This is a genomic window from Thermomonas sp., assembly GCF_047606765.1.
In the GTDB taxonomy this organism is placed as follows: domain Bacteria; phylum Pseudomonadota; class Gammaproteobacteria; order Xanthomonadales; family Xanthomonadaceae; genus Thermomonas.
Window position 1 is genome coordinate 13,983 of the sequence record NZ_JASGED010000061.1, and the last position, 19,276, is coordinate 33,258.

Here is a 19,276-nt window from a genome sequence, read left to right on the forward strand (position 1 = left end):
CGAAATGCCCGGCGAGGGGCCGCGCGCCATGCTTCCCTTGTTTGCTTACCGAAGATCAGGGAACCGCAACGTGCCTTGTTCATCGATCAGGCCGCGTTCGCGCAGCCATGCCCATGCGGCGTCGGCATCGCGTTCCACATAGGCGCGCGCGGAACCGAGGCGAAAGGTATAGCCCCACGCATCCATGTCGGCCCACACGCGCTGCCGGCCCACACCGGGCAGGGCATCGCCCAGCAGGCCTTGCAGCACGCACACGGCGTCTTCTTCGGCGACGGAATCGGTGGCGTCGGTATGCACGGCTGCGCGGCGCTCCGGCGGCAGCACGATCAGGTGGCCGGCCTCGTGCAGCAGCGAATGCACGGGCGTGTCGGTGCGTGCGTACACATCATTGCCGACGATGCCGGCCTCGCACTCGCCCCAGTAGCTGCCGGTGATGGCGTCACCATCTGCAACGCGCAGCAGGCGCAGGCCATAGCGGGCGAGCAGGGCGGCGGGGGCGTCGAAGCCGATGTCGGCGAGGGTGAGAACCAATGCCGCCGATGAGTGCTCGTCATTCCGGCGCAAGCCGGAATCCAGTTCTTTTGTCATGCGCCGTACCGAGAAGCTGGATTCCGGCTTGCGCCGGAATGACGAAGATCAAGATCACGCGCCAGCGCGCGCCTCGGGCAGCGCCACCGAGATGTCCAGCACGTCCTGATCGCCGTCCTTGTGCAGTTCCACGTTGACGGCATCCGGGTTGAAACCCGGTACGTGCTTGGCGAGCAGGGCGATGAGATCGCGGCGCAGTTCGGGCAGGTAATCGGGGCCACCCGCCACGCGATCAACGGCGATCAGCGCCACGAGGCGGTTCTTCGCTGTCTGCGCGGTGTCCTTCTTTGCCTTGAAGATATCGAAGATGCCCATGCCTCAGCCCCCGAACAGCTTGCTGAAGAAACCCTTCTTCTCCAGCGTGGTGAAGCGCATCAAACGCTCTTCACCCATCAGCCGCGCCACCGCGTCGTCGTAGGCCTGCCCGGCGATGGATTCGGCATCCATGATGACCGGCTCGCCCTTGTTGGAGGCGTTCAGCACGTCGCCCGATTCGGGGATCACGCCAATCGTTTTCAGGCCCAGCACTTCCTCGACATCGGTGATCGACAGCATTTCGCCGTTTTCCACGCGCTGCGGGCTGTAGCGGGTCAGCAGCAGGTAGGCGGCGACTTCGCCATTGCCGGTTTCGGCGCGGTGGGTCTTGCTGGCAAGCAGGCCCAGGATGCGGTCGGAGTCGCGCACGCTGGACACTTCCGGGTTGACCACCACCACCGCCTTGTCGGCGAAGTACATCGCCAGGAACGCGCCCTTCTCGATGCCGGCGGGCGAGTCGCAGACGATGTAGTCGAAGCCGTCGTCGGCAAGGTCCTTCAGAACCTTCTCCACGCCTTCCTTGGTCAGCGCGTCCTTGTCACGGGTCTGCGACGCGGCCAGCACGAACAGGTTGTCGAAGCGCTTGTCCTTGATGAGCGCCTGCTTCAGCGTGGCCTCGCCGTGGATCACGTTGACGAAGTCATAGACCACGCGACGCTCGCAACCCATGATGAGGTCAAGGTTGCGCAGGCCGACGTCGAAGTCGATGACGGCGACCTTCTTGCCGCGCCGCGCGAGGCCGGTGGCGATGCTGGCGCTGGTCGTGGTCTTGCCCACGCCGCCCTTGCCCGAAGTGATGACGATGATCTCAGCCAAGTTGGCTTCCTCCGTTGATCCGTGGATGCGGCGTCAGTCCAGCGCCGCGAGTTTGAGTTGCCCGTTTTCCAGCCAGACCTGCACGGGCTTGCCGCGCAGTTCCTTCGGAAGGTCTTCCAGCACTTTGTAGTGTCCAGCCACCGCCACGAGTTCCGCGTGGAACTCGCGGCAGAAGATGCGTGCGTCGGTGTTGCCCTTCGCCCCGGCCAGCGCGCGCCCGCGCAGCGGGCCGTAGATGTGGATGCAGCCATCGGCAATGACTTCCGCGCCGGCACCGACCGAGGACAGCACGGTGAGGTCGCGATCCTCCGCATACACCTGCTGCCCGGAACGCACCGGCGCGGCCTGCATCAGGCCGGGCGCGGCGTTTGCCGGCGCGGGCTTGGGCGCAGGCTTGCTGGCAGCCTTCGGCTTGGCCGGTTCGGGCGCGGGTGGCGCGGCTTCGCCATCGCTGCGCTCGTACTGCGCGCGGAACTTGGCAAGCAGCGGCAGGCCGAGTTCCTGCGACAGCGCTTCGATCTCTTTCGTGCCGTAGGCCAATGCCACCGGCAGCACGCCGGCGTCGCGCAGGCCTTCGACCAGTCCGCGGGCATCATCGACCGATGGCGTTTTGCTCAGGCCACCGAAGTCCAGCACCACTGCCGCACGTGCGAACAGGTTGGGTGCGCGCTGCACGCGGTCGCGCATTTCGGCGGCAAGCTGGGCGACGTCGAGCGTGCGCACGCGCAGGTTGGCGATGCCGACCTGGCCGAACTTCAGCTCGCCCGCCTGTGCGTAATCCACCTGCGCACTCATGCGCGGCGTTCCTCGGCACGTCCGTTTGCGACCGGGCGCGGCTGTTGCAGCCACGGCTGCGCGGGCAGCGCATCGCCATAGGTGTCGCGCACCCACTCGTAGCTGCACAGCGATTTCATCAGCATGGAGGTGCGCACGTCGTGCGCCGGCATCACGAACTGACCGACTTCGCGGAAGCCGAAGCTGCCATGGAACAGCAGGGCGTGGTCGGTGCCTTGCTGCAGGAACACCTCGCAGGCCATCTGCGGGTAGCGCAGTTCGGCATAGCTCTGGGCATCGGCATACAGCGCGCGGCCCACGCCGCCGCCGCGCCTGCGGCTGGCGACCACCACGCGGTCGATGTAGAAGAAATGCGGGTAGCGTTCGCGGAACCACGCAAAGTTGCTGCTGTCGTGCCCGGCCTGCGAGCCGAAGCCGATAAGGAAGCCGGCCAGCGCGCCGTCGCGTTCGGCCACGCGGAAATATTCCGCGGTGTCGAACAACTGGCGCAGGCGGGCGGCGTCGAGGGGAAGGATCGCAGGACCGGCCGCATTGTTCAGGGCCAGGACGGAATCCAGGTCGTGCTCGCGCACGTCGCGGATGGCGATCGACATTCCTTGGAACTCCGGGTGTTTGCGGCAGAGACCGGCACATGCCGGCGGTGCGTGGATTATCGCATGCGTGCGCGGGCAGGGGGCCATGACCTTCGATGCAGGCCAAACGAGCCATCAAAGCGGTATAACACGGCATGCTTGCACGCATCCCACATACCCGCCTGTTGCGCTACGCCGGCCTGTTCACCTGGGCGATGGTGGGCTTGCCTCTGCTCTATTCATGGATGGGACCGGTGCTTGACCCGCTGGCGGACGAGGAAGCGGCGCTGCGCCATCTGCCCTGGCAGGTGTGGCTGGCCTATCTGGCCTTCGGGCTGGGGTATGCCTGGTTGACCCGGGCGCTGGGTCGCCGCCGCACCACCGGCGATTACCTGTTGCTGGTGGTGCTGACCTTTTCGGCGTTGAGCGTGAGCTACTTCAGCGGCACCGGGCTGGGCAGCGTGCTACTGATGGTGGCTGCCTGCGTGCTGCCCTGGCTGCTGCCGTTGCCGCTGGGTGCGGCCTGGCTGCTGGTGGGCCAGTTGGCGGTGGCACCGGTGTTCATCCGCCTGCTGGACTTCCCGCCGCTGGTGGCGCTGATGCAGTCGATGCTGTATGCGGGGTTTTCCGGCTTCGTGTTCATCGTCAGCCTGGTGGCCCTGCAGCAGGCGCAGGCGCGCGAGGACCAGCGCCGCCTGAATGCGGAGCTGCGCGCCACCCGCGCCCTGCTGGCGGACAGCGCCCGCGTCAACGAACGCACCCGCATCTCGCGCGAACTGCACGACCTGCTTGGCCATCACCTGACCGCACTCAGCCTGAATCTGGAAGTGGCCGGCCACCTGTCCGAGGGGCGGGTCAAGGAGCATGTGCAACAGGCGCATACGCTGGCACGGCTGCTGCTGACCGACGTGCGCGAGGCGGTCAGCCAGCTGCGCGAGGGCGGGGCCATCGACCTGGGTGCCGCGCTGCGCCCGCTGGGCGAGAACGTGCCGCAGCTGGCCATCGAAATGAACATCGAAGAACCCCTGACCGTCGATGACCCCGAACGTGCGCATGTGCTGCTGCGTTGCGCGCAGGAAGCCATCACCAATGCGGTGCGCCATGCCGGGGCGTCGCAGCTGTGGCTGGATGCGTATCGCGATGGCAGCAACGTGGTTCTGCGCATCCGCGACGATGGCCGTGGCAGCGATCAGATCACGCCCGGCAATGGCCTGCGCGGCCTGTCCGAGCGGCTGCAACAGCATGGCGGGCGGCTGGAAATCGCCAGCCGCCAGGGCCAGGGCTTCCAGTTGACCATGACCCTGCCGGTGGCGCCGAATGCCGCCATCGGCCTGCCCGAAGGAATCGCCGCATGAGCACAGCCACCGACACGATCCGTGTGTTCCTCGTCGATGACCAGACCCTGGTGCGGCAGGGCATCCGTTCCCTGCTGGCGCTGGCCGACGGCATCGAAGTCGTCGCCGAGGCCGCCGATGGCCGGCAGGCGGTGGACACCATCCCGCAGGTCAGTCCCGACGTGGTGCTGATGGACATGCGGATGCCGGCGATGTCCGGGCTGGAAGCGCTGCAGGCGATGAGCCAGGCCGGCACGCTGCCACCGACCATCATCCTGACCACTTTCGATGACGACGCGCTGGTGCTGGCCGGGATCAAGGCCGGGGCCAAGGGCTACCTGCTCAAGGACGTGTCGCTGGAGCAACTGGTGGATGCCATCCAGACCGTGGCCGGTGGCGGCTCGCTGGTGCAGCCGGCGGTGACCCAGCGCCTGCTGTCCGGGCTGGAACACATGCGCAACGAGTTCGTCAGCCTGGATCGCCCCGACCCGCTGACCGACCGCGAAACCGAAATCCTGCGGCTGATGGCCTCAGGCTTCTCCAACAAGGAAATCGCCAATTCGCTGGGCGTGGCCGAAGGCACCATCAAGAACCACGTCTCCAACATCCTGTCCAAGCTGGGCGTGCGCGACCGCACCCGGGCTGTGCTGAAGGCGTTTGAACTGCAATTGGTGTGAACTTTCGGCCTCCATGCCCCGGCGCATGGTGGGCGATGGCAGTGCTCGCGGTGCATCAGGGTCTCGCCGATGCCGCATGGGGTTTGCTAGGATGCCGGTTCAGTGCGGCCCTGCGCCGCCAATGGCCTTCCCGGAGACGCCTGAATGACTCGTTTGATCGAGATCCTGATTTCCTTCGCCATCGTGCTTGCGCTGTATCTGGCCGTGGCCCTGGCTCTGCCTTCCTCGCGCCATCTGGTCGAGAAGATCGAGACCAACCGCAAACTCACCATCGTGTTCGACAGCCTCAACAGCTTCCGTCGCTTCGATGACTGGAACCCGCTGGTGCTGCGTGACCCGCGCGTGCAACTGACCCTGTCCGGCCCGGATTCCGGCGTTGGTGCCCGTCTGGATTACGTGTCCAAGGAAGAGGGTCTGGGCAAGGGCTCGTGGGAAATCGTCGAGAGCGTCCCGCGCGAAAAGATCGCCATGAAGCTGGAAAACCCGCAGCGCGGCAGCAACAAGCGCACGGCGTTCACCTTCAAGCCCACCGGCCGCAACAACCGCAACGTCGAGATCACCCAGACCTACGACGTGGACTACGGCTGGAACCTGCTGGGCCGCTACGCCGGCCTGTACGTCAGCCGCTACGTCGGCGATGACATGAAGATGGGCCTGTCGCGCATCGTTGGCATGCTGGCCTCGGTGCCGAACGTCGATTACGCCGTGCCCGGCAGCAAGATGGGCACGCCGAAGGTGGTGGAACGCCCCGCCGAGGACGTGCTGTTCGTCAACGCCGGCAACGTGGAGCGCGGCAACGCGCAGATCCAGGCCTCGATCACCGCCAACAGCGAGTGGCTCAAGCGCGTGATGGACGCCAATGGCCTGGAGGCCGTCGGCCCGGTGCGCATCGTGACCACCGAATTGGGCCGCGAGACCTACAACTTCGACGTGGCCCAGGTGGTGCGCAAGAAGGACGGCAGCCCGGTTGGCAAGGTGACCACGCAGGGCCCGGTGCAGCATGTGCAGAACCCGGCCAGCAAGGTCGCGGTTGCGTCCTACACCGGCTACATGGCGGAACTGGACAACGTGCGCAATGCTCTGCGTGCGTGGGCGCTGACCAATGGCTACGAAGTGACTTCGCGTCCGTTCGAGGACTACAAGTCCGGCGTGGCCGGTGCGTTCACCGAGAACGGCCAGTTCGACGTCTATTGGACGCTGAAGTAAGCCGCAGCGCCCGGCAATGCCCAGCGAACGCCGCGCCTGTCGCGGCGTTCGTCTTTCTGGATCAAGGATTTCCGGGATGAAGGAAGCGCATCGATGACCGCACGCAACATCGACAAACCGCCGTTCCAGGTCGCTGCACGGCGCATCCTTGGCGGTATCGGCAGCCTGCTGGCAGCAAGCGCCGTGGCGCTGTCGGCCTATGCGGCGCACGGCGTCGAAGCGGCGGCACAGGGCCGGTTGATGCAGGCGGCGGCGTTCGCCTTCGCCCACGGGCTGGCGTTGGCCGCGCTGTCACCACTGGCGCAGCGGCGCACCGCGTTGTTCGCATTGGCCGCGATGTTGCTGGGCACGCTGCTGTTCGCCGGCAGCCTGATCGGCGGCGCGTTGTTTGGCCTGCCGACCACGCTGGCGCCATTCGGTGGCACATTGCTGATCGTGGCGTGGCTGGCCCACGGTTGCGACCGGCTGCGGGGTTGAGGAGCAGGCGATGCCACGGTACAGGCGCGGATTCGATACCGATGCGGCGTTCGAGCACCTGTGCCGGCGCGACCGCAAGCTGGGCACGTGGATGCGCAGGCTGGGGCCGATTCCCGCTGATCCGCGCTGGCGCAAGCCGTTCGATCCGGTGGATGCGCTGGCGCGGGCGATCCTGTTCCAGCAATTGAGTGGCAAGGCGGCATCGACGATTGTCGGGCGGGTCGAAGCCGCCATCGGCAGCGACCGCCTGCATCACGACACGCTGGCACGCATCGATGATGCCGGCCTGCGCGCCTGCGGCGTGTCCGGCAACAAGGCGTTGGCGTTGCGTGATCTGGCACGGCGCGAAGCCGCGGGCGAAATCCCCGACCTCCGCCGCATGTCGTTGATGAGCGAGGACGCCATCGTCGAGGCACTGGTGCCGATACGCGGGATCGGCCGCTGGACGGTGGAGATGATGCTGATGTTCCGGCTGGGGCGGCCCGACGTGCTGCCCATCGATGACCTTGGCATTCGCAAAGGGGCACAGCTCATCGACAAGGCAGACGACATGCCCACGCCGAAGCAACTGGCCGCACGTGGCGAGCGCTGGGGGCCGTATCGCAGCTATGCCAGCCTGTATCTATGGCGGATCGCCGATGCGGCCAGCGCGATGAAGACCGCGACCAACCGCTCGCAGGGTTGAAGGCTGCGTGCCGTGCAGATTCAGCCGCTGGTTGAACTTTGTGTCGCCGCAGGCGTCACACTGCGCACCTTGATGGCATGCGATGGAGTGCTGGATGCGTAACGCAATGCTTGCCGCAACGATGCTGGCAATGTTCACGTTCCCTGCGCTTGCGCAGGAGACAACTGTGCAGCCGCAACCGCAGGCAGCGACGCAGCAGGCGATGCCGGAAGACGGCATCCGCACCGTGGAAACGGTGGTGGTCGATGGCGAGCAGCCCGGCCCCGGCCTGTGGCTGGTACGCAACGGCCAGCACGATCTCTATATCCTCGGCACGCTCAGGCCGCTGCCGGCGAACATGCAATGGCAGTCCGCGCAGGTGGAGCGCGTGCTTGCAGGCGCGCAGGAGGTGATCCGCATGCGTTTGCAGATCAGCGCCGACGTCGGTTACCTGAAAGGGTTGCTGCTGCTGCCGAGAATGCTTGGTGCGCGCAAGAACCCGGATGGCAAGAGCCTGCAAGAAGTCGTTTCGCCGCAGTCCTACGCACGCTGGCAGGTGCTGAAGGCGCGCTACATCGGCAATGATCGTGGCGTCGAGAAATGGCGACCACTGTTCGCCGCGCAGGAGTTGTACAAGGCGGCGATGAAGAAATCGGGCCTGGACAATGCCAAGTCGGTCGGGCCGGTCATCGCCAAGGCGATCGAGGCCCATCACCCCGCCGTGACCGTGGTGGAGGAGGTGATCCTCATCAAGGATCCCAAGTCAGTGCTGAAAGAGTGGTCGAAAACCACGGTGGACGACCTGGCCTGCTTCGACAACGCGATGCGGGTGATTGAATCCGACCTCGACATCATGCGTGCGCGTGCCAATGCGTGGGCCACCGGCGACATGGCGGCATTGCAGGCCTTGCCGACGGCCGCGCAGGCGGAGGTGTGCATCAATGCGATTTCCGAAACTGCCATCGGCAAGCGGCTGGGCTATGGCAATGCGCAGCGCAACCTCAAGGCCAAGTGGCTGGCGGCGGCGGAAGCGGCGCTGGCGAATAACACGGTGACCTTCGCCACGCTGGACATCAGCGACATGCTGGGGGCCAATGGCTATCTGGCGGCGCTGAAGGCCAAGGGCTACACGGTGATTGCGCCGGATGAGTAGCGGTTTGCCCAATCAAGGCTCGTCATTCCCGCGAAAGCGGGAATGACGGCAAAGCTGTTCGTTGATTGCTCGCTATGCCGTGCGCACCTGTTCGGTCGCACGCAACTCCGGCCAACGCGCCAATACCGCGGCGCGGATGCCCGCGGTGTCCAATCCGGCTTCGGCCAGCAGGTCTTCGCGGCTGGCGTGGTGCTGGAAGGCGTCCGGCAGGCCCAGGTGCAGGACGGGCATGACCATGCCTTCGGCGGCCAGCAGTTCGGCCACGCCGCTGCCTGCGCCGCCGGCGACCACGTTGTCTTCCAGCGTCACGAAACCTGCGTGTGACTGCGCCAGCTCAAGGATCAGCGCGCGATCCAGCGGCTTGACGAAGCGCATGTTGACCACGGTCAGGCCAAGTTCCTCGCCGACTTGTTGCGCCGCCGGCACGATGGCGCCGAAGGCGAGCAGGGCGATGCCCGCGCCCTTGCGCCGCAGTTCGGCCTTGCCGATGGGTAGCGTGTCCAGCGATTGCGAAACCGCGACGCCGGGGCCGGTGCCGCGCGGGTAGCGCACCGCTGCCGGGCCTTCGTGCCGGAAGCCGGTGGAGAGCATTTGCCGGCATTCGTTCTCGTCGGCGGGCGCCATCACCAGCATGTTCGGCACGCAGCGCAGGTAGCTGAGGTCGAGGTTGCCGGCGTGGGTCGCGCCGTCCGGGCCGACCACGCCGCCACGGTCGATGGCGAACAGCACGTCGAGGTTCTGGATCGCCACGTCGTGGACGAGCTGGTCGTAGCCGCGTTGCAGGAAAGTGGAATAGATGGCGACAACCGGTTTCGCGCCTTCGCAGGCCATGCCGGCGGCCAGCGTCACCGCGTGCTGCTCGGCGATGGCGACATCGAAATAGCGCTGCGGATATTCCTTGCTGAAACGCACCAGCCCCGAGCCTTCGCGCATCGCCGGGGTGATACCGAGCAGCGCCGGATCGTTTGCCGCCATGTCGCAGAGCCAGTCGCCGAACACGTCGGTATAGGTGGGTTTCTTCGCGCCCGGTTTGCTGACCACGCCCTTTTCCGGGTCGAACGGGCCCACCGCGTGGTAGCCGATCTGGTCGCCTTCGGCCAGTTCGTAGCCCTTGCCCTTGGTGGTGATGACATGCAGCAGCTGCGGGCCTTTCATGCCCTTGAGCGTTTTCAGCACGCTCAGCAGCGCGCCGGTGTCGTGGCCGTCGATGGGGCCGGTGTAGTGGAAGCCCATTTCCTCGAACAGGGTGGACGGCACGAACATGCCCTTCCAGTGTTCTTCCCAGCGGCGCACGAAGCGCGCCGGGCCGCTGCTGCGCTTGTCGCCGAGCAGTTTCTTGCCGCCTTCGCGCAGCGCGTTCAGCGTCTTGCTGCCGGTGGCGCGGCCCAGCATCTTGGTCAGCCCGCCCACCGCTTCGCTGATCGACATGCGGTTGTCGTTGAGGATGACCAGCAGGTTGGGCTCGTCCTCCATGCCGCCTGCGTGGCCGAGCGCTTCCCATGCCATGCCGGCGGTCATCGCGCCGTCGCCGATCACCGCGACCACCTTGCGGTCGTTGCCGGCGCGTGCATTGGCAATCGCCATGCCCAGCGCGGCGGAGATCGAGGTGGACGAATGGCCGACGCCGAAGGTGTCGTATTCGGATTCTTCGCGCTTCGGGAACGGCGCAACGCCGTCTTTCTGCTTGACCGTGTGGATGCGGTCGCGGCGTCCGGTCAGGATCTTGTGCGGGTAGCACTGGTGGCCCACGTCCCAGACGATGCGGTCGTTCGGCGTGTCGTACAGGTAGTGCAGCACCGTCGTCAGTTCGACCACGCCCAGGCCAGCACCGAAATGCCCGCCGGACTTGCCGACCGATTCAATCAGGTAGGCGCGCAGCTCATCAGCGGCGGCGCGGATTTCCGATTCGGGCAGCTGGCGCAGGTCGGCGGGGCTGTCGATCCTGGACAGGCGGGGATAGCGGCTTGCATCGATCATCGGCCTATTGTCCTCCTGCCCGTGGGCAGGGGCAATGAAGGCGCTGTTGCCCCTCCCTGCTTGGGAAGCTCTGAACAACTCCCGAAACGTCATCCCGGCGAAAGCCGGGATCCAGCTTTTTCAGTGACTTACCAAAGAGCTGGATTGGACAGACGTTCGTTTGTCAGAAGCAGCCGGCTTTCGCCGGAATGACGGCTTGTTCAGACCTTACCCTTGCAGGGGGGGGCATAGAGCCAGCATCACCAGATCACGACCCTTGCATCGCCTTCGCGCACCATTGCATCGCCTGCCTTGCAGCCAAACGCCTGCGCGAACGCCGGCATGTTGCTGGGCGCGCCGATGGCGCGGAAGTGGGCGGGCGCGTGCGGGTCGGTGTTCAGCCGCACCCTCAGCTCGTCCGGGGTGAAATTGCGACGCCAGACCGTGGCCCAGTTCATGAAGAAGCGCTGGTTTTCCGTGTAGCCATCGATCTTGTCATCGCCGGTCTTGCCTGCCTCCTTCAGTGCCTTCTGGTAGGCATCCCAGGACACGCCCAGGCCACCCAGGTCGGCGATGTTCTCGCCGAGGGTCAGCTCGCCCTTCACGTGCAGGCCGTCGATGGCTTCGTAACCGTCGAACTGCTTCACCAGCCGCGCGGTGCGTGACTGGAAGCCGTCCATGTCGGCCTTCGTCCACCAGTTGTTGAAGTTGCCCTTGGCGTCGAACTGGCTGCCCTGGTCGTCGTAGCCGTGCAGCATTTCGTGGCCGATCACCGCGCCGATGCCGCCGTAGTTCAGCGCCGGGTCGGCCTTCGGGTCGAAGAACGGCGGCTGCAGGATCGCGGCGGGGAACACGATCTCGTTCATCAGCGGGTTGTAGTAGGCGTTGACCGTCTGCGGGGTCATGCCCCATTCGCTGCGATCCACCGGCTTGCCGATCTTGGCCATGTCGAAGTCGTGGTTGAACTTCGACGCCGCCATCACGTTCTGCAGATAGCCATCGCGGCTGGTGGCAAGGCCATCCCAACTGCGCCACTTGTCCGGATAGCCGATCTTGGGCGTGAAGCTGGCCCACTTCTCCATCGCCTTGGCCTTGGTTTCGGCGCTCATCCAGTCAAGCTGCTCGATGCGCGCCTTCAGCGCGTCGCTCAGGTTGCGCACCAGCGTTTCCATCTGCGCCTTGGACTCGGCGGGGAAATACTGCTTCACGTACAACTGGCCCAGCGCCTCGCCAGCGCTGCCTTCCACGGTATCCATCACCCGCTTCCAGCGCGGCTTCTGCTCCTTCTGGCCGCGCAGGGTGCGGCTGAAGAAGTCGAAGCGTTCATCGCCGAACTTCGCGGCCAGGAACGGCGCGAACCCGTCGATGGCATGGATGCGCAGATAGGCCTGCCACTGCGCCGCCGGCACGTCGGCCAGCATCTTGTCGAACTCGGCGAAGAACTTTGGCTGCGACAGCGAGAAACCATCGGCCTGCACGCCGTTGGCCTTGAAGAACGCCGACCACGGGAAGTTGGGCGAGGCCTTGTCGGCATCGGCCATGCTGACGTAGTGGTACTGGTTTTCGGGGTTGCGCAGTTCGATGGGTGAGAGCGATGCTTTCGCAAGCCGCGTTTCGAATGCCAGCACGTCGGCGGCTTGTGCGTCCGCGTCGGCAGCGTTGATGCCGGCGTTCTGCAACTGCTTCGACACGTGCTTCACGAACGCCTCGCGGATGGCCTTGTACTTGCCGTCCGCGCCGTCCTCCAGGTAGTAGGCCTTCTCCGGCAGCGACAGCCCGCCCTGGAAGGCGTAGCCGATCTTGCGGCTGGAATCCTTGAAGTCGGACTCTGCGCCGAAAGCGAACACCTCGCCGCGGCCGGCAGCGTGTGCGTCACGCAGGTAGGCGGCGATGTCGGCGGGCGTCTTCAGTGTGTTGATGCGATCCAGCAGCGGCTGGATCGGGGCGATGCCGGCGGCTTCGATCTTCGCCTCGTCCATGCCGGTGGCGTAGAAATCACCGACCAGCTTTTCGATGCCGCTGGCGTCCTGCTTCGCGGCTGCAGCTTCGGCGATGCCGTGGCTGGCGGCGATCGAGCGCTCGGCAAGCATCTCGAAGCTGCCCCAACTGGTCTTGTCGCCCGGCACCGGATTTGCGGCCCGCCACTTGCCGTTGACGAAGTCAGCGAGGTTGTCGCAGGCGTTCTTGCTGGTGTCGAGGTCGGCCACGTTGAAGGCGGCCAGCGGCGGCAGTTCGACATTCGATGCAGCGGGCGCATCGGCCTTGGCCGTGGACGCTTCGGCATCGGTTGGCTTCTGGCAGGCGACCAGTGCGGCAGTGATGGAAAGCGAGAGCAGGAGCAGTTTTGGAGTGTTCACGGGCGTGGTTTCCGTTGGTAACTGGGGAAGGTTTGTGTGTGGGCGGTCAGTTTGGCGTGAAACGCGGATCGCCGAGTTTCATTTCGGTCAGCGGGCCGTAGCCTTTCATCACGTCACGGATCTTCGCGGCATCGCCGATGGCGACGATCACCAGATCCTTGCTGGCGGGGAACACCGACAGCGCAGTCGCGACCTGTTCCGGCGTGGCGGCTGCAACCTTGCCCAGATAGCCGTCGATGGCATCGCGCGTATCGCCGTACAGGGCCAGTTCGGCCACGGCACCGGCCAGCTGCGGGGCGGTTTCGAAATCGGGCGCGAACTGTCCGGCGATGTAGTTCTTCGCCGATTGCAGTGCGGCTGCATCCAGCCCGTCCTTGTGCAGGCGCTCCAGGGTGGCGATGGCAAGGTCGATGGCGGCCTGGGTGGATTCGGTCTTGGTGAAGCTGCTGATCGATGCCGCGCCCGGCTGGCGCGGACGGTCAATCGACGAACGCGCGCCGTAGGTCAGGCCGGATTTCACCCGCAGCTCGGTATTGAGCATCGAGGTGAAGCGCCCGCCAAACACGGTCTGCACCAGATCCTGCGCAGCCTGCGCGGGATCGCCGTGGCGGCTGCCGACGTTGCCCAGTGCAAAGTAGGTTTGCGTGGCACCGGGCTTGTCCACCAGCAGCACGCGGCGACCGGTCTCCTTCGCCTTGGCGCTGACCTGCGGCAGTGCGCCTTCGGCCTTCGGCCAGCCGCCGAAGGCCTGCTTCACCTGCGTGGTGACGGCGGCAGGATCGAAGTCGCCGGCGATGGCAACGATCAGGCGGTCGCCGCCCATCTGCTGGCGACGGAAGGCCTGCAAATCGTCCAGGGTGATGGTGGCAAGGCTGGTTTCGTCGCCGCCGGCGGGGCGGCCATAAGGATGGCCACGGAACAGCCAGGCATCGGCATAGGTGCCGATCAACTGGCGCGGGTCGGAATCCTTCGCCGTTGCAATCGCGTCGATGGCGCGCTTGCGCAGCTTGTCGAACTCGGCCTGCTGCATCGATGGGCGCAGCAGGGCATCGGCCAGCAGCGACAGCATCAGCCCGGTGTCCTTCGACAGGAACTGTGCATTGGCGACGATGGCCTCGGACGAACTGCCGAAGCCAAGACTGCCGCCTGCGCCATCCACGGTTTGTGCGAAGGCCAGCACATCGCGCGTGCCCGCGCCCTTGGACAGCATCTCCGCCAGCAGGCTTGCCGTGCCTTCCTTGCCGGCCGGGTCGGCCAGCGCGCCGCCGCGCACCAGCACGGTGGCGGCAACCATCGGCACGTCCTTGCGCGGCACCAGCAACACGGTGGCACCGTTGTCCAGTTGCAGGGTCTGGTAATCGGGCAGCTTGATGTCGGCTGCGGTGACATTGCCAAAGACGAATGCGGCCAGCGCCGCGAACACGAAACGCAGGCGGCTCATCGTGCGCCCTCCTTGTTGTCGCTGGTGGGCGCGGCGGCAACCGGCTTCAGCAGGCCGGTGGTGCGGTTCTGCACGCGCAGGATTTTTTTCGCCAGTGCCTGCACATCGGCTGCGGTGACGGCATTGAACGCAGCAGGTGCATCGAAAGCCTTGCGGTAGTCGCCGTTGAACACTTCGTGCTCGCCCAGCGCGCGCGCCTTGCCGTTGATCGTGGCCATGCCGCGCCAGAACGCGGACAGCTTGAGGTTGCGTGCCTTGTCCAGTTCCGCAGCGGTCACGCCGTCGCGGGCGATCTTCGCCAGTTCGTCGTCCAGCAGTGCTTCCACCTTCGTCATGTCGCCGCCCGGCGGCAGCATCGCGTAGATCCACAGCAGGCCGGGGTCGAAGCCGGCTTCGGCGAACGCGCCGGCATCAACCGCTGCCTGTTCCTGCTCGACCAGGCGCTGGTGCAGGCGCGAGGACTCGCCCCGCGCCAAAATCGTGGCCAGCAGCTCCAGCACGGGTTGCTCCTTGCTGCTCGCGCTCAGGCCGCTGTGGAAGGCGTAGGCCACGATGGGTGATTGCGCATCGGCGCGTTCCACCACGATGCGGCGCTCGCCCAGTTGCTCCGGCTCCACCGTGGTGACCGGCGCGGGCTCGGGCTGGCGTTGCAGCGGCGCAAGATACTTGTCCGCAAGCGCAAACACCTGCGCCGGCTGCACATCGCCGGTGATGACCAGCACCGCGTTGTTGGGTGCGTAATAGGTCTTGAAGAACTGCTTGAGGTCGTCGATCTTCCAGTTCTCGATGTCGCTGGGCCAGCCGATGGTCGGGAACTGGTAGGGATGCGCGAGCCACGCCGTGGCCTGCATCTGTTCCATCAGCGTGCCGAGGTTGTCATTGTCCACGCTGGAACGGCGCTCGCTATAGACCACGCCGCGTTCGCTTTCCACCACCTTCGGATCAAAGGCGAGGTTGCCCATGCGGTCGCCTTCCAGGTCGAAGATCGTTTCCAGCGCGCTGGAGGGAAACCAGTCGGTGTAGATGGTCAGGTCGTTGCTGGTGCTGGCGTTGTTGCTGCCGCCGGCGGCTTCCATTTCGCGGTCGAACTCGCCCGGCGCGCGCCGGGTGGTGCCGTTGAACATCATGTGTTCGAAGTAGTGCGCAAGCCCGGTGATGCCCGGATATTCGTTGCGGCTGCCGGCCTTGTAGAAGGTGTAATAGCTGGCGCTGGGGATGTCGTGATCCGGCCAGACGATGATCTTCAGGCCATTGGGCAGGGTCTTGCTGACGATGGTCTCGCTGCCGGGCACGCTGGCGGCAGGCGCGGGTTTGGCGGCGTGGGCGGCGAAGGCCGCGGTACCAAGCGCAAACGCGCAGGCGAGTGACAACAGGCGCATGGGTGTTTCCCGGTGATGGAACCGGGCCACTTTGCACCAGCGCCGGCCCGCCTGCATCTGCCGGAAGTCCGGGGTTGCGCTACCCTCGGGTTTTCGGCGGCGGGAGCAGGCGGATGCGGGTGCATTTCCACGGCGCGGCGGGCGAGGTCACCGGTTCCATGCATCTGGTCGAAGCTGCCGGCAAGCGGATCCTGCTGGACTGCGGCATGGCGCAGGGCAGCCCGGAGATGGAGGCCTCGAATGCGGATGCCTTCCCGTTCGATGTTGAAAGTCTCGATGCACTGGTGGTCAGCCATGCGCATATCGACCACATCGGCCGCGTGCCGCTGCTGGTACGGCGCGGTTTTCGCGGGCCGATCTTCGCCCAGCAGGCCACCGCCGAACTGATGCCGGTGATGTTGCGTGATGCCGCATCACTTGCGCAAAACGATGCCGATCGCGCCAACCGCAAGCGCAAGCCCGGCCAGCCGGAAGCGATGCCGCTGTTCACCCGCGAGGACGTGGACGATGCGATGGCGCAGCTGCACGCGCTGCCCTACGACCGTCGCCATCCGGTTGTGGATGGCGTGGAAATCGCCTTGCGCGATGCCGGCCACATCCTGGGTTCCTCCATCGTCGAACTGTGGGCCGACGACAGGAAGCTGGTGTTCTCCGGTGACCTCGGGCCGAAGGGCACGCCGATCCTGTGCGATCCGGCGCAAATCACCGAAGCCGATCTGGTGCTGATGGAATCCACCTACGGCGACCGCAACCACCGCGACCGCGCGCAGACCATCGTCGAGCTGGGTGGCATTCTGGAACAGGCGTGGCGCGATGGTGGCAATGTGCTGATCCCTGCATTCGCGGTGGGGCGCTCGCAGGAGTTGCTGTACTGGTTCGCACGCTACTGGGACGAGTGGAACATGGCGCGCTGGCAGATTTTTCTGGACAGCCCGATGGCGGGCAAGGTGGTCGATGTCTACGACCGCCACCACGCGCTGTTTGATGCCGAAGCACGCGAGGTCTGGCGCGGCGCGCCCAATCCTTTCAAGTTGCCCAACCTGCGCATCACCAGTTCCACCGAGGAATCGATGGCGATCAACCGCATCGAACGTGGCGCGATCGTGATTGCCGGCAGCGGCATGGCGAACGGCGGGCGCATCCTGCACCACTTCCGCCACAGGCTGGACCGGCGCGGCACGCATGTGGTGTTCGTTGGCTATCAGGGCGTGGGCACGCTGGGGCGCAGGCTGGTGGATGGCGCGAAATGGGTACGCATCCACGGCTTCGACACCCGGGTGAATGCCGCCATCCACACCGTAGGCGGGCTGTCCGCGCATACCGACCAGCGCGGGCTGATGGACTGGTATGGCCACTTCCAGCCGAAGCCTGCGTTGGCACTGGTACACGGCGAGGACAAGGCGCGCGAAGCGCTGGCCGGGGAACTCCACGAGCGCGATGGCGTGGAGGCGGTACTGGTGCGTCCCGGCATGGTGCTGGACGTGTAGCCAGCGGGAGAAACGGGCGATGAGCGAACCGAAAACCAAAGCGAGCGATGCCTCTGTCGATGCCTTCCTTGCGCAGCAGCCGGAAGACAGGCGCGCGGATTGCGAGGCGATGAGCATGATGATGCAGGCCGCCACCGGCGAGCCTCCGGTGATGTGGGGTGGCAGCATCGTCGGCTTCGGCAAATACGCCTACGTCAGTTCCGGCAAGACCAACGAATGGCCGCTGGTCGGTTTCTCGCCGCGCAAGAACGACCTGACGCTGTACCTGATGACCGGCTTCGACGATGCCGGCCCGCTGCTGGACAAGCTGGGCAAGCACAAGACCAGCAAGGCCTGCCTGTACATCAGGAAGCTGGCCGACGTGGACCAGAAGGTGTTGCGCAAACTGGTGGATGCCTCGGTAAAGGCGATGGCAGAAAAGCGCATTCGCGGCTGAGGCCGCATCGCCCGGTTCAGTCGGGCAGGCTGGCGTCCGGCGGCGGGTGGATGCGGTTGCGGCCTTCGCGCTTGGCGCGATACAGCGCGGCGTCGGCACGCTTGAGCAGGTCGATCTCGTGCGCTTCCAGGATCGGGTAATAGGTGGCGATGCCGATGCTCAGCGTCACCAGCGGTGCGGTGGGTGATTGCGCGTGCGCCACCGCCTGTTGGCGCACCTCGTCCTGAATGCTGCGGGCCACGGTTGCTGCGGCTTGCGTGGAACTTTCCGGCAGGATCACCGCCATCTCGTCGCCGCCGTAGCGCGCGGCCACGTCGCGCGGGCGGCGTGCATGCGCCTGCACGATGCTGCCGATGTCGCGCAGCAGGTTGTCGCCCGCCTGATGGCCGTAGTAGTCGTTATAGGCCTTGAAGTGGTCGATATCGATCAGCAGCAGCGACAGCGGCTTGTTGTTGCGGCGCGCGCTGGCCAGTTCATTGTCCAGGCTGAGGTCGAACATGTAGCGGCTGGACAGCCGGGTCAGTGGGTCGGTGCTTGCCAGCAGCCACGAACGCCGCCAGTGCAGCAGGATGGACGCGATGTAGATGGCAAGGATCGCCAGCAGGCAGGCCGCAGGCGCAAACCACAGGCGCGCGGCGTGCAGCAGCAGGGCACTGGCACCCAGCACGATGAAGGCGCCAAGCGCGGCGACCACCCACGGGCGCAGGATCGGGTGGTGCGGGCGATGCAGCAGCAATGGCAGCAGCGCCAGCGCAATGCCAAGCGCGACCTGCCAGCCCATCGTCAACGGCACGATGGCATTGCCCTGCAGCAGCGCGTTGAGCAGCTGCGCGTGGTATTCCACGCCGGGCATGCGATTGCCGTTGTCGGCCAGTGGTACCTGCACGTCGCGCAGGATGCCGGTGGCGGTCACGCCAACCAGCAGCCAGCGGTCGCGCAGCAGCGCCGGATCGATCTCGCCGTCCAGCACGTCGATGTAGGAGACCTGCTGGAAGCCGGCACCGCGCGCGTAAGGCAGCAGGATGCGCAGGTCGCGGTTCCACAGATAGGGCGAGGGCGCGGCCTCTGCCTCCGGGTTGCGCAGCCCGCGCAGTTCGCCGGATTGCCGCGCCTTCGGATCCAGGCCATACAGTGCCAGTGCCAGCGCCGGCCAATGCGCGGAACCCAGCCCGGCATACAGATAGGCCTGGCGCGACACGCCATCGGCATCCACATCCACCTCGACATGGCCCAGCGCTGCGGACGCTGCCGCCAGCGAGGGCATCGGCAGCACTTCGATCAGCGGGCCACCCGGCTGCGAAGGTTCCACCGACACCGGCGACACCACCCGCCCGGACTGGCGCATCGCCTGCGCAAGTGCGGCATCGCCGTCCGCGTCGTCGCTGCTGGGCTCGGAGAACAGCACGTCAAACGCGATGCCGCGCGGTTTCGCGGCCGACAAGGTATTGAGCAAGCGCGCATGCACACTGCGCGACCACGGCCAGCGCCCCAGCGCGGACAGGCTCTTGTCGTCGGCCACCACCAGCACGATGCGGTCATCCACCGGCTGCTGCAGGCCGGCGACCATGCGGTCGTACAGCCAGTTGTCCAGTGGGCGCGCAACCTCGAAGCGCGACATCAGCA

18 protein-coding genes are annotated in these 19,276 nt (G+C 65.9%); 8 read left to right on the plus strand and 10 right to left on the minus strand.

What is annotated here, in order from left to right:
* Positions 1 to 45: 45 nt before the first annotated feature.
* Genes QM612_RS05975 through QM612_RS05995 form a run of 5 tightly spaced genes read right to left on the minus strand, consistent with a single transcriptional unit; the run spans position 46 to position 3,107 of the window.
* The gene (locus tag QM612_RS05975; protein WP_415252987.1) at positions 46 to 588 is read right to left on the minus strand and encodes a hypothetical protein; all 543 of its coding nucleotides are present in this window, start codon (positions 586 to 588) and stop codon (positions 46 to 48) included.
* A 54-nt stretch (positions 589 to 642) separates the two neighbouring features.
* Entirely contained in the window at positions 643 to 903 is a 261-nt protein-coding gene (gene minE / locus QM612_RS05980) for a cell division topological specificity factor MinE (protein WP_415252988.1), read from the minus strand.
* A 3-nt stretch (positions 904 to 906) separates the two neighbouring features.
* Entirely contained in the window at positions 907 to 1,719 is an 813-nt protein-coding gene (gene minD / locus QM612_RS05985) for a septum site-determining protein MinD (RefSeq protein ID WP_415252989.1), read from the minus strand.
* 33 nt (positions 1,720 to 1,752) lie between these two features.
* On the minus strand, positions 1,753 to 2,514 hold the full coding sequence (gene minC / locus QM612_RS05990) for a septum site-determining protein MinC (protein ID WP_415252990.1): 762 nt from the start codon (positions 2,512 to 2,514) through the stop codon (positions 1,753 to 1,755).
* Positions 2,511 to 3,107, minus strand: a complete 597-nt coding sequence (locus QM612_RS05995; RefSeq protein ID WP_415252991.1) for a GNAT family N-acetyltransferase — start codon at positions 3,105 to 3,107, stop codon at positions 2,511 to 2,513. Before QM612_RS05995 ends, minC begins: the two co-directional genes overlap by 4 nt.
* Before the next feature lie 134 nt (positions 3,108 to 3,241).
* Here QM612_RS05995 and QM612_RS06000 point away from each other — a divergent pair, with 134 nt between their 5' ends.
* From QM612_RS06000 to QM612_RS06025, 6 genes are all read left to right on the plus strand, one after another.
* Complete coding sequence (locus QM612_RS06000; RefSeq protein ID WP_415252992.1) at positions 3,242 to 4,441, plus strand: sensor histidine kinase; 1,200 nt, start codon at positions 3,242 to 3,244, stop codon at positions 4,439 to 4,441.
* Positions 4,438 to 5,097 carry a response regulator gene (locus QM612_RS06005; RefSeq protein WP_415252993.1) on the plus strand — a complete coding sequence of 220 codons (660 nt, stop codon included), beginning with the start codon at positions 4,438 to 4,440 and terminating at the stop codon, positions 5,095 to 5,097. Before QM612_RS06000 ends, QM612_RS06005 begins: the two co-directional genes overlap by 4 nt.
* Positions 5,098 to 5,241: 144 nt before the next feature.
* Entirely contained in the window at positions 5,242 to 6,303 is a 1,062-nt protein-coding gene (locus QM612_RS06010) for an SRPBCC family protein (RefSeq protein ID WP_415252994.1), read from the plus strand.
* A 93-nt stretch (positions 6,304 to 6,396) separates the two neighbouring features.
* A complete protein-coding gene (locus QM612_RS06015; RefSeq protein ID WP_415252995.1) occupies positions 6,397 to 6,780 on the plus strand; it encodes a DUF423 domain-containing protein in 384 nt (127 codons plus the stop codon).
* Positions 6,781 to 6,790: 10 nt separating this feature from the next.
* Complete coding sequence (locus tag QM612_RS06020; RefSeq protein WP_415252996.1) at positions 6,791 to 7,465, plus strand: DNA-3-methyladenine glycosylase family protein; 675 nt, start codon at positions 6,791 to 6,793, stop codon at positions 7,463 to 7,465.
* A gap of 94 nt (positions 7,466 to 7,559) precedes the next feature.
* The gene (locus QM612_RS06025) at positions 7,560 to 8,597 is read left to right on the plus strand and encodes a TraB/GumN family protein (protein WP_415252997.1); all 1,038 of its coding nucleotides are present in this window, start codon (positions 7,560 to 7,562) and stop codon (positions 8,595 to 8,597) included.
* A 72-nt stretch (positions 8,598 to 8,669) separates the two neighbouring features.
* On the opposite strand, the gene dxs is transcribed toward QM612_RS06025, so the two are convergent.
* The 4 genes from dxs to QM612_RS06045 all read right to left on the minus strand — a co-directional run bounded on the left by dxs (position 8,670) and on the right by QM612_RS06045 (position 15,730).
* Positions 8,670 to 10,574, minus strand: a complete 1,905-nt coding sequence (gene dxs, locus QM612_RS06030; RefSeq protein ID WP_415252998.1) for a 1-deoxy-D-xylulose-5-phosphate synthase — start codon at positions 10,572 to 10,574, stop codon at positions 8,670 to 8,672.
* Positions 10,575 to 10,813: 239 nt separating this feature from the next.
* The gene (locus QM612_RS06035) at positions 10,814 to 12,910 is read right to left on the minus strand and encodes a M13 family metallopeptidase (RefSeq protein WP_415252999.1); all 2,097 of its coding nucleotides are present in this window, start codon (positions 12,908 to 12,910) and stop codon (positions 10,814 to 10,816) included.
* A 46-nt stretch (positions 12,911 to 12,956) separates the two neighbouring features.
* Positions 12,957 to 14,351, minus strand: coding sequence for a M16 family metallopeptidase (locus tag QM612_RS06040; protein ID WP_415253000.1), 1,395 nt, complete (start codon positions 14,349 to 14,351; stop codon positions 12,957 to 12,959).
* On the minus strand, positions 14,348 to 15,730 hold the full coding sequence (locus tag QM612_RS06045; RefSeq protein WP_415253001.1) for a M16 family metallopeptidase: 1,383 nt from the start codon (positions 15,728 to 15,730) through the stop codon (positions 14,348 to 14,350). Before QM612_RS06045 ends, QM612_RS06040 begins: the two co-directional genes overlap by 4 nt.
* A 113-nt stretch (positions 15,731 to 15,843) precedes the next feature.
* Here QM612_RS06045 and QM612_RS06050 point away from each other — a divergent pair, with 113 nt between their 5' ends.
* Together QM612_RS06050 and QM612_RS06055 are read left to right on the plus strand one after the other, a co-directional pair.
* Positions 15,844 to 17,217 carry an MBL fold metallo-hydrolase RNA specificity domain-containing protein gene (locus QM612_RS06050; RefSeq protein ID WP_415253002.1) on the plus strand — a complete coding sequence of 458 codons (1,374 nt, stop codon included), beginning with the start codon at positions 15,844 to 15,846 and terminating at the stop codon, positions 17,215 to 17,217.
* A gap of 19 nt (positions 17,218 to 17,236) precedes the next feature.
* Entirely contained in the window at positions 17,237 to 17,653 is a 417-nt protein-coding gene (locus QM612_RS06055) for a DUF1801 domain-containing protein (protein WP_415253003.1), read from the plus strand.
* 16 nt (positions 17,654 to 17,669) lie between these two features.
* On the opposite strand, the gene QM612_RS06060 is transcribed toward QM612_RS06055, so the two are convergent.
* A partial coding sequence (locus QM612_RS06060) for a CHASE2 domain-containing protein (RefSeq protein WP_415253004.1) occupies positions 17,670 to 19,276 on the minus strand: 1,607 nt, incomplete at its 5' end.

What these genes read in the sequence shown, in the direction of transcription:
- QM612_RS05975 (WP_415252987.1), bottom strand. Translation starts at nt 588, where the DNA reads ATGACAAAAGAACTGGATTCCGGCTTGCGCCGGAATGACGAGCACTCA.
- minE (WP_415252988.1), bottom strand. Translation starts at nt 903, where the DNA reads ATGGGCATCTTCGATATCTTCAAGGCAAAGAAGGACACCGCGCAGACA.
- minC (WP_415252990.1), bottom strand. Translation starts at nt 2,514, where the DNA reads ATGAGTGCGCAGGTGGATTACGCACAGGCGGGCGAGCTGAAGTTCGGC.
- QM612_RS05995 (WP_415252991.1), bottom strand. Translation starts at nt 3,107, where the DNA reads ATGTCGATCGCCATCCGCGACGTGCGCGAGCACGACCTGGATTCCGTC.
- QM612_RS06000 (WP_415252992.1), top strand. Translation starts at nt 3,242, where the DNA reads ATGCTTGCACGCATCCCACATACCCGCCTGTTGCGCTACGCCGGCCTG.
- QM612_RS06005 (WP_415252993.1), top strand. Translation starts at nt 4,438, where the DNA reads ATGAGCACAGCCACCGACACGATCCGTGTGTTCCTCGTCGATGACCAG.
- QM612_RS06010 (WP_415252994.1), top strand. Translation starts at nt 5,242, where the DNA reads ATGACTCGTTTGATCGAGATCCTGATTTCCTTCGCCATCGTGCTTGCG.
- QM612_RS06015 (WP_415252995.1), top strand. Translation starts at nt 6,397, where the DNA reads ATGACCGCACGCAACATCGACAAACCGCCGTTCCAGGTCGCTGCACGG.
- QM612_RS06020 (WP_415252996.1), top strand. Translation starts at nt 6,791, where the DNA reads ATGCCACGGTACAGGCGCGGATTCGATACCGATGCGGCGTTCGAGCAC.
- QM612_RS06025 (WP_415252997.1), top strand. Translation starts at nt 7,560, where the DNA reads ATGCGTAACGCAATGCTTGCCGCAACGATGCTGGCAATGTTCACGTTC.
- dxs (WP_415252998.1), bottom strand. Translation starts at nt 10,574, where the DNA reads ATGATCGATGCAAGCCGCTATCCCCGCCTGTCCAGGATCGACAGCCCC.
- QM612_RS06040 (WP_415253000.1), bottom strand. Translation starts at nt 14,351, where the DNA reads ATGAGCCGCCTGCGTTTCGTGTTCGCGGCGCTGGCCGCATTCGTCTTT.
- QM612_RS06045 (WP_415253001.1), bottom strand. Translation starts at nt 15,730, where the DNA reads ATGCGCCTGTTGTCACTCGCCTGCGCGTTTGCGCTTGGTACCGCGGCC.
- QM612_RS06050 (WP_415253002.1), top strand. Translation starts at nt 15,844, where the DNA reads ATGCGGGTGCATTTCCACGGCGCGGCGGGCGAGGTCACCGGTTCCATG.
- QM612_RS06055 (WP_415253003.1), top strand. Translation starts at nt 17,237, where the DNA reads ATGAGCGAACCGAAAACCAAAGCGAGCGATGCCTCTGTCGATGCCTTC.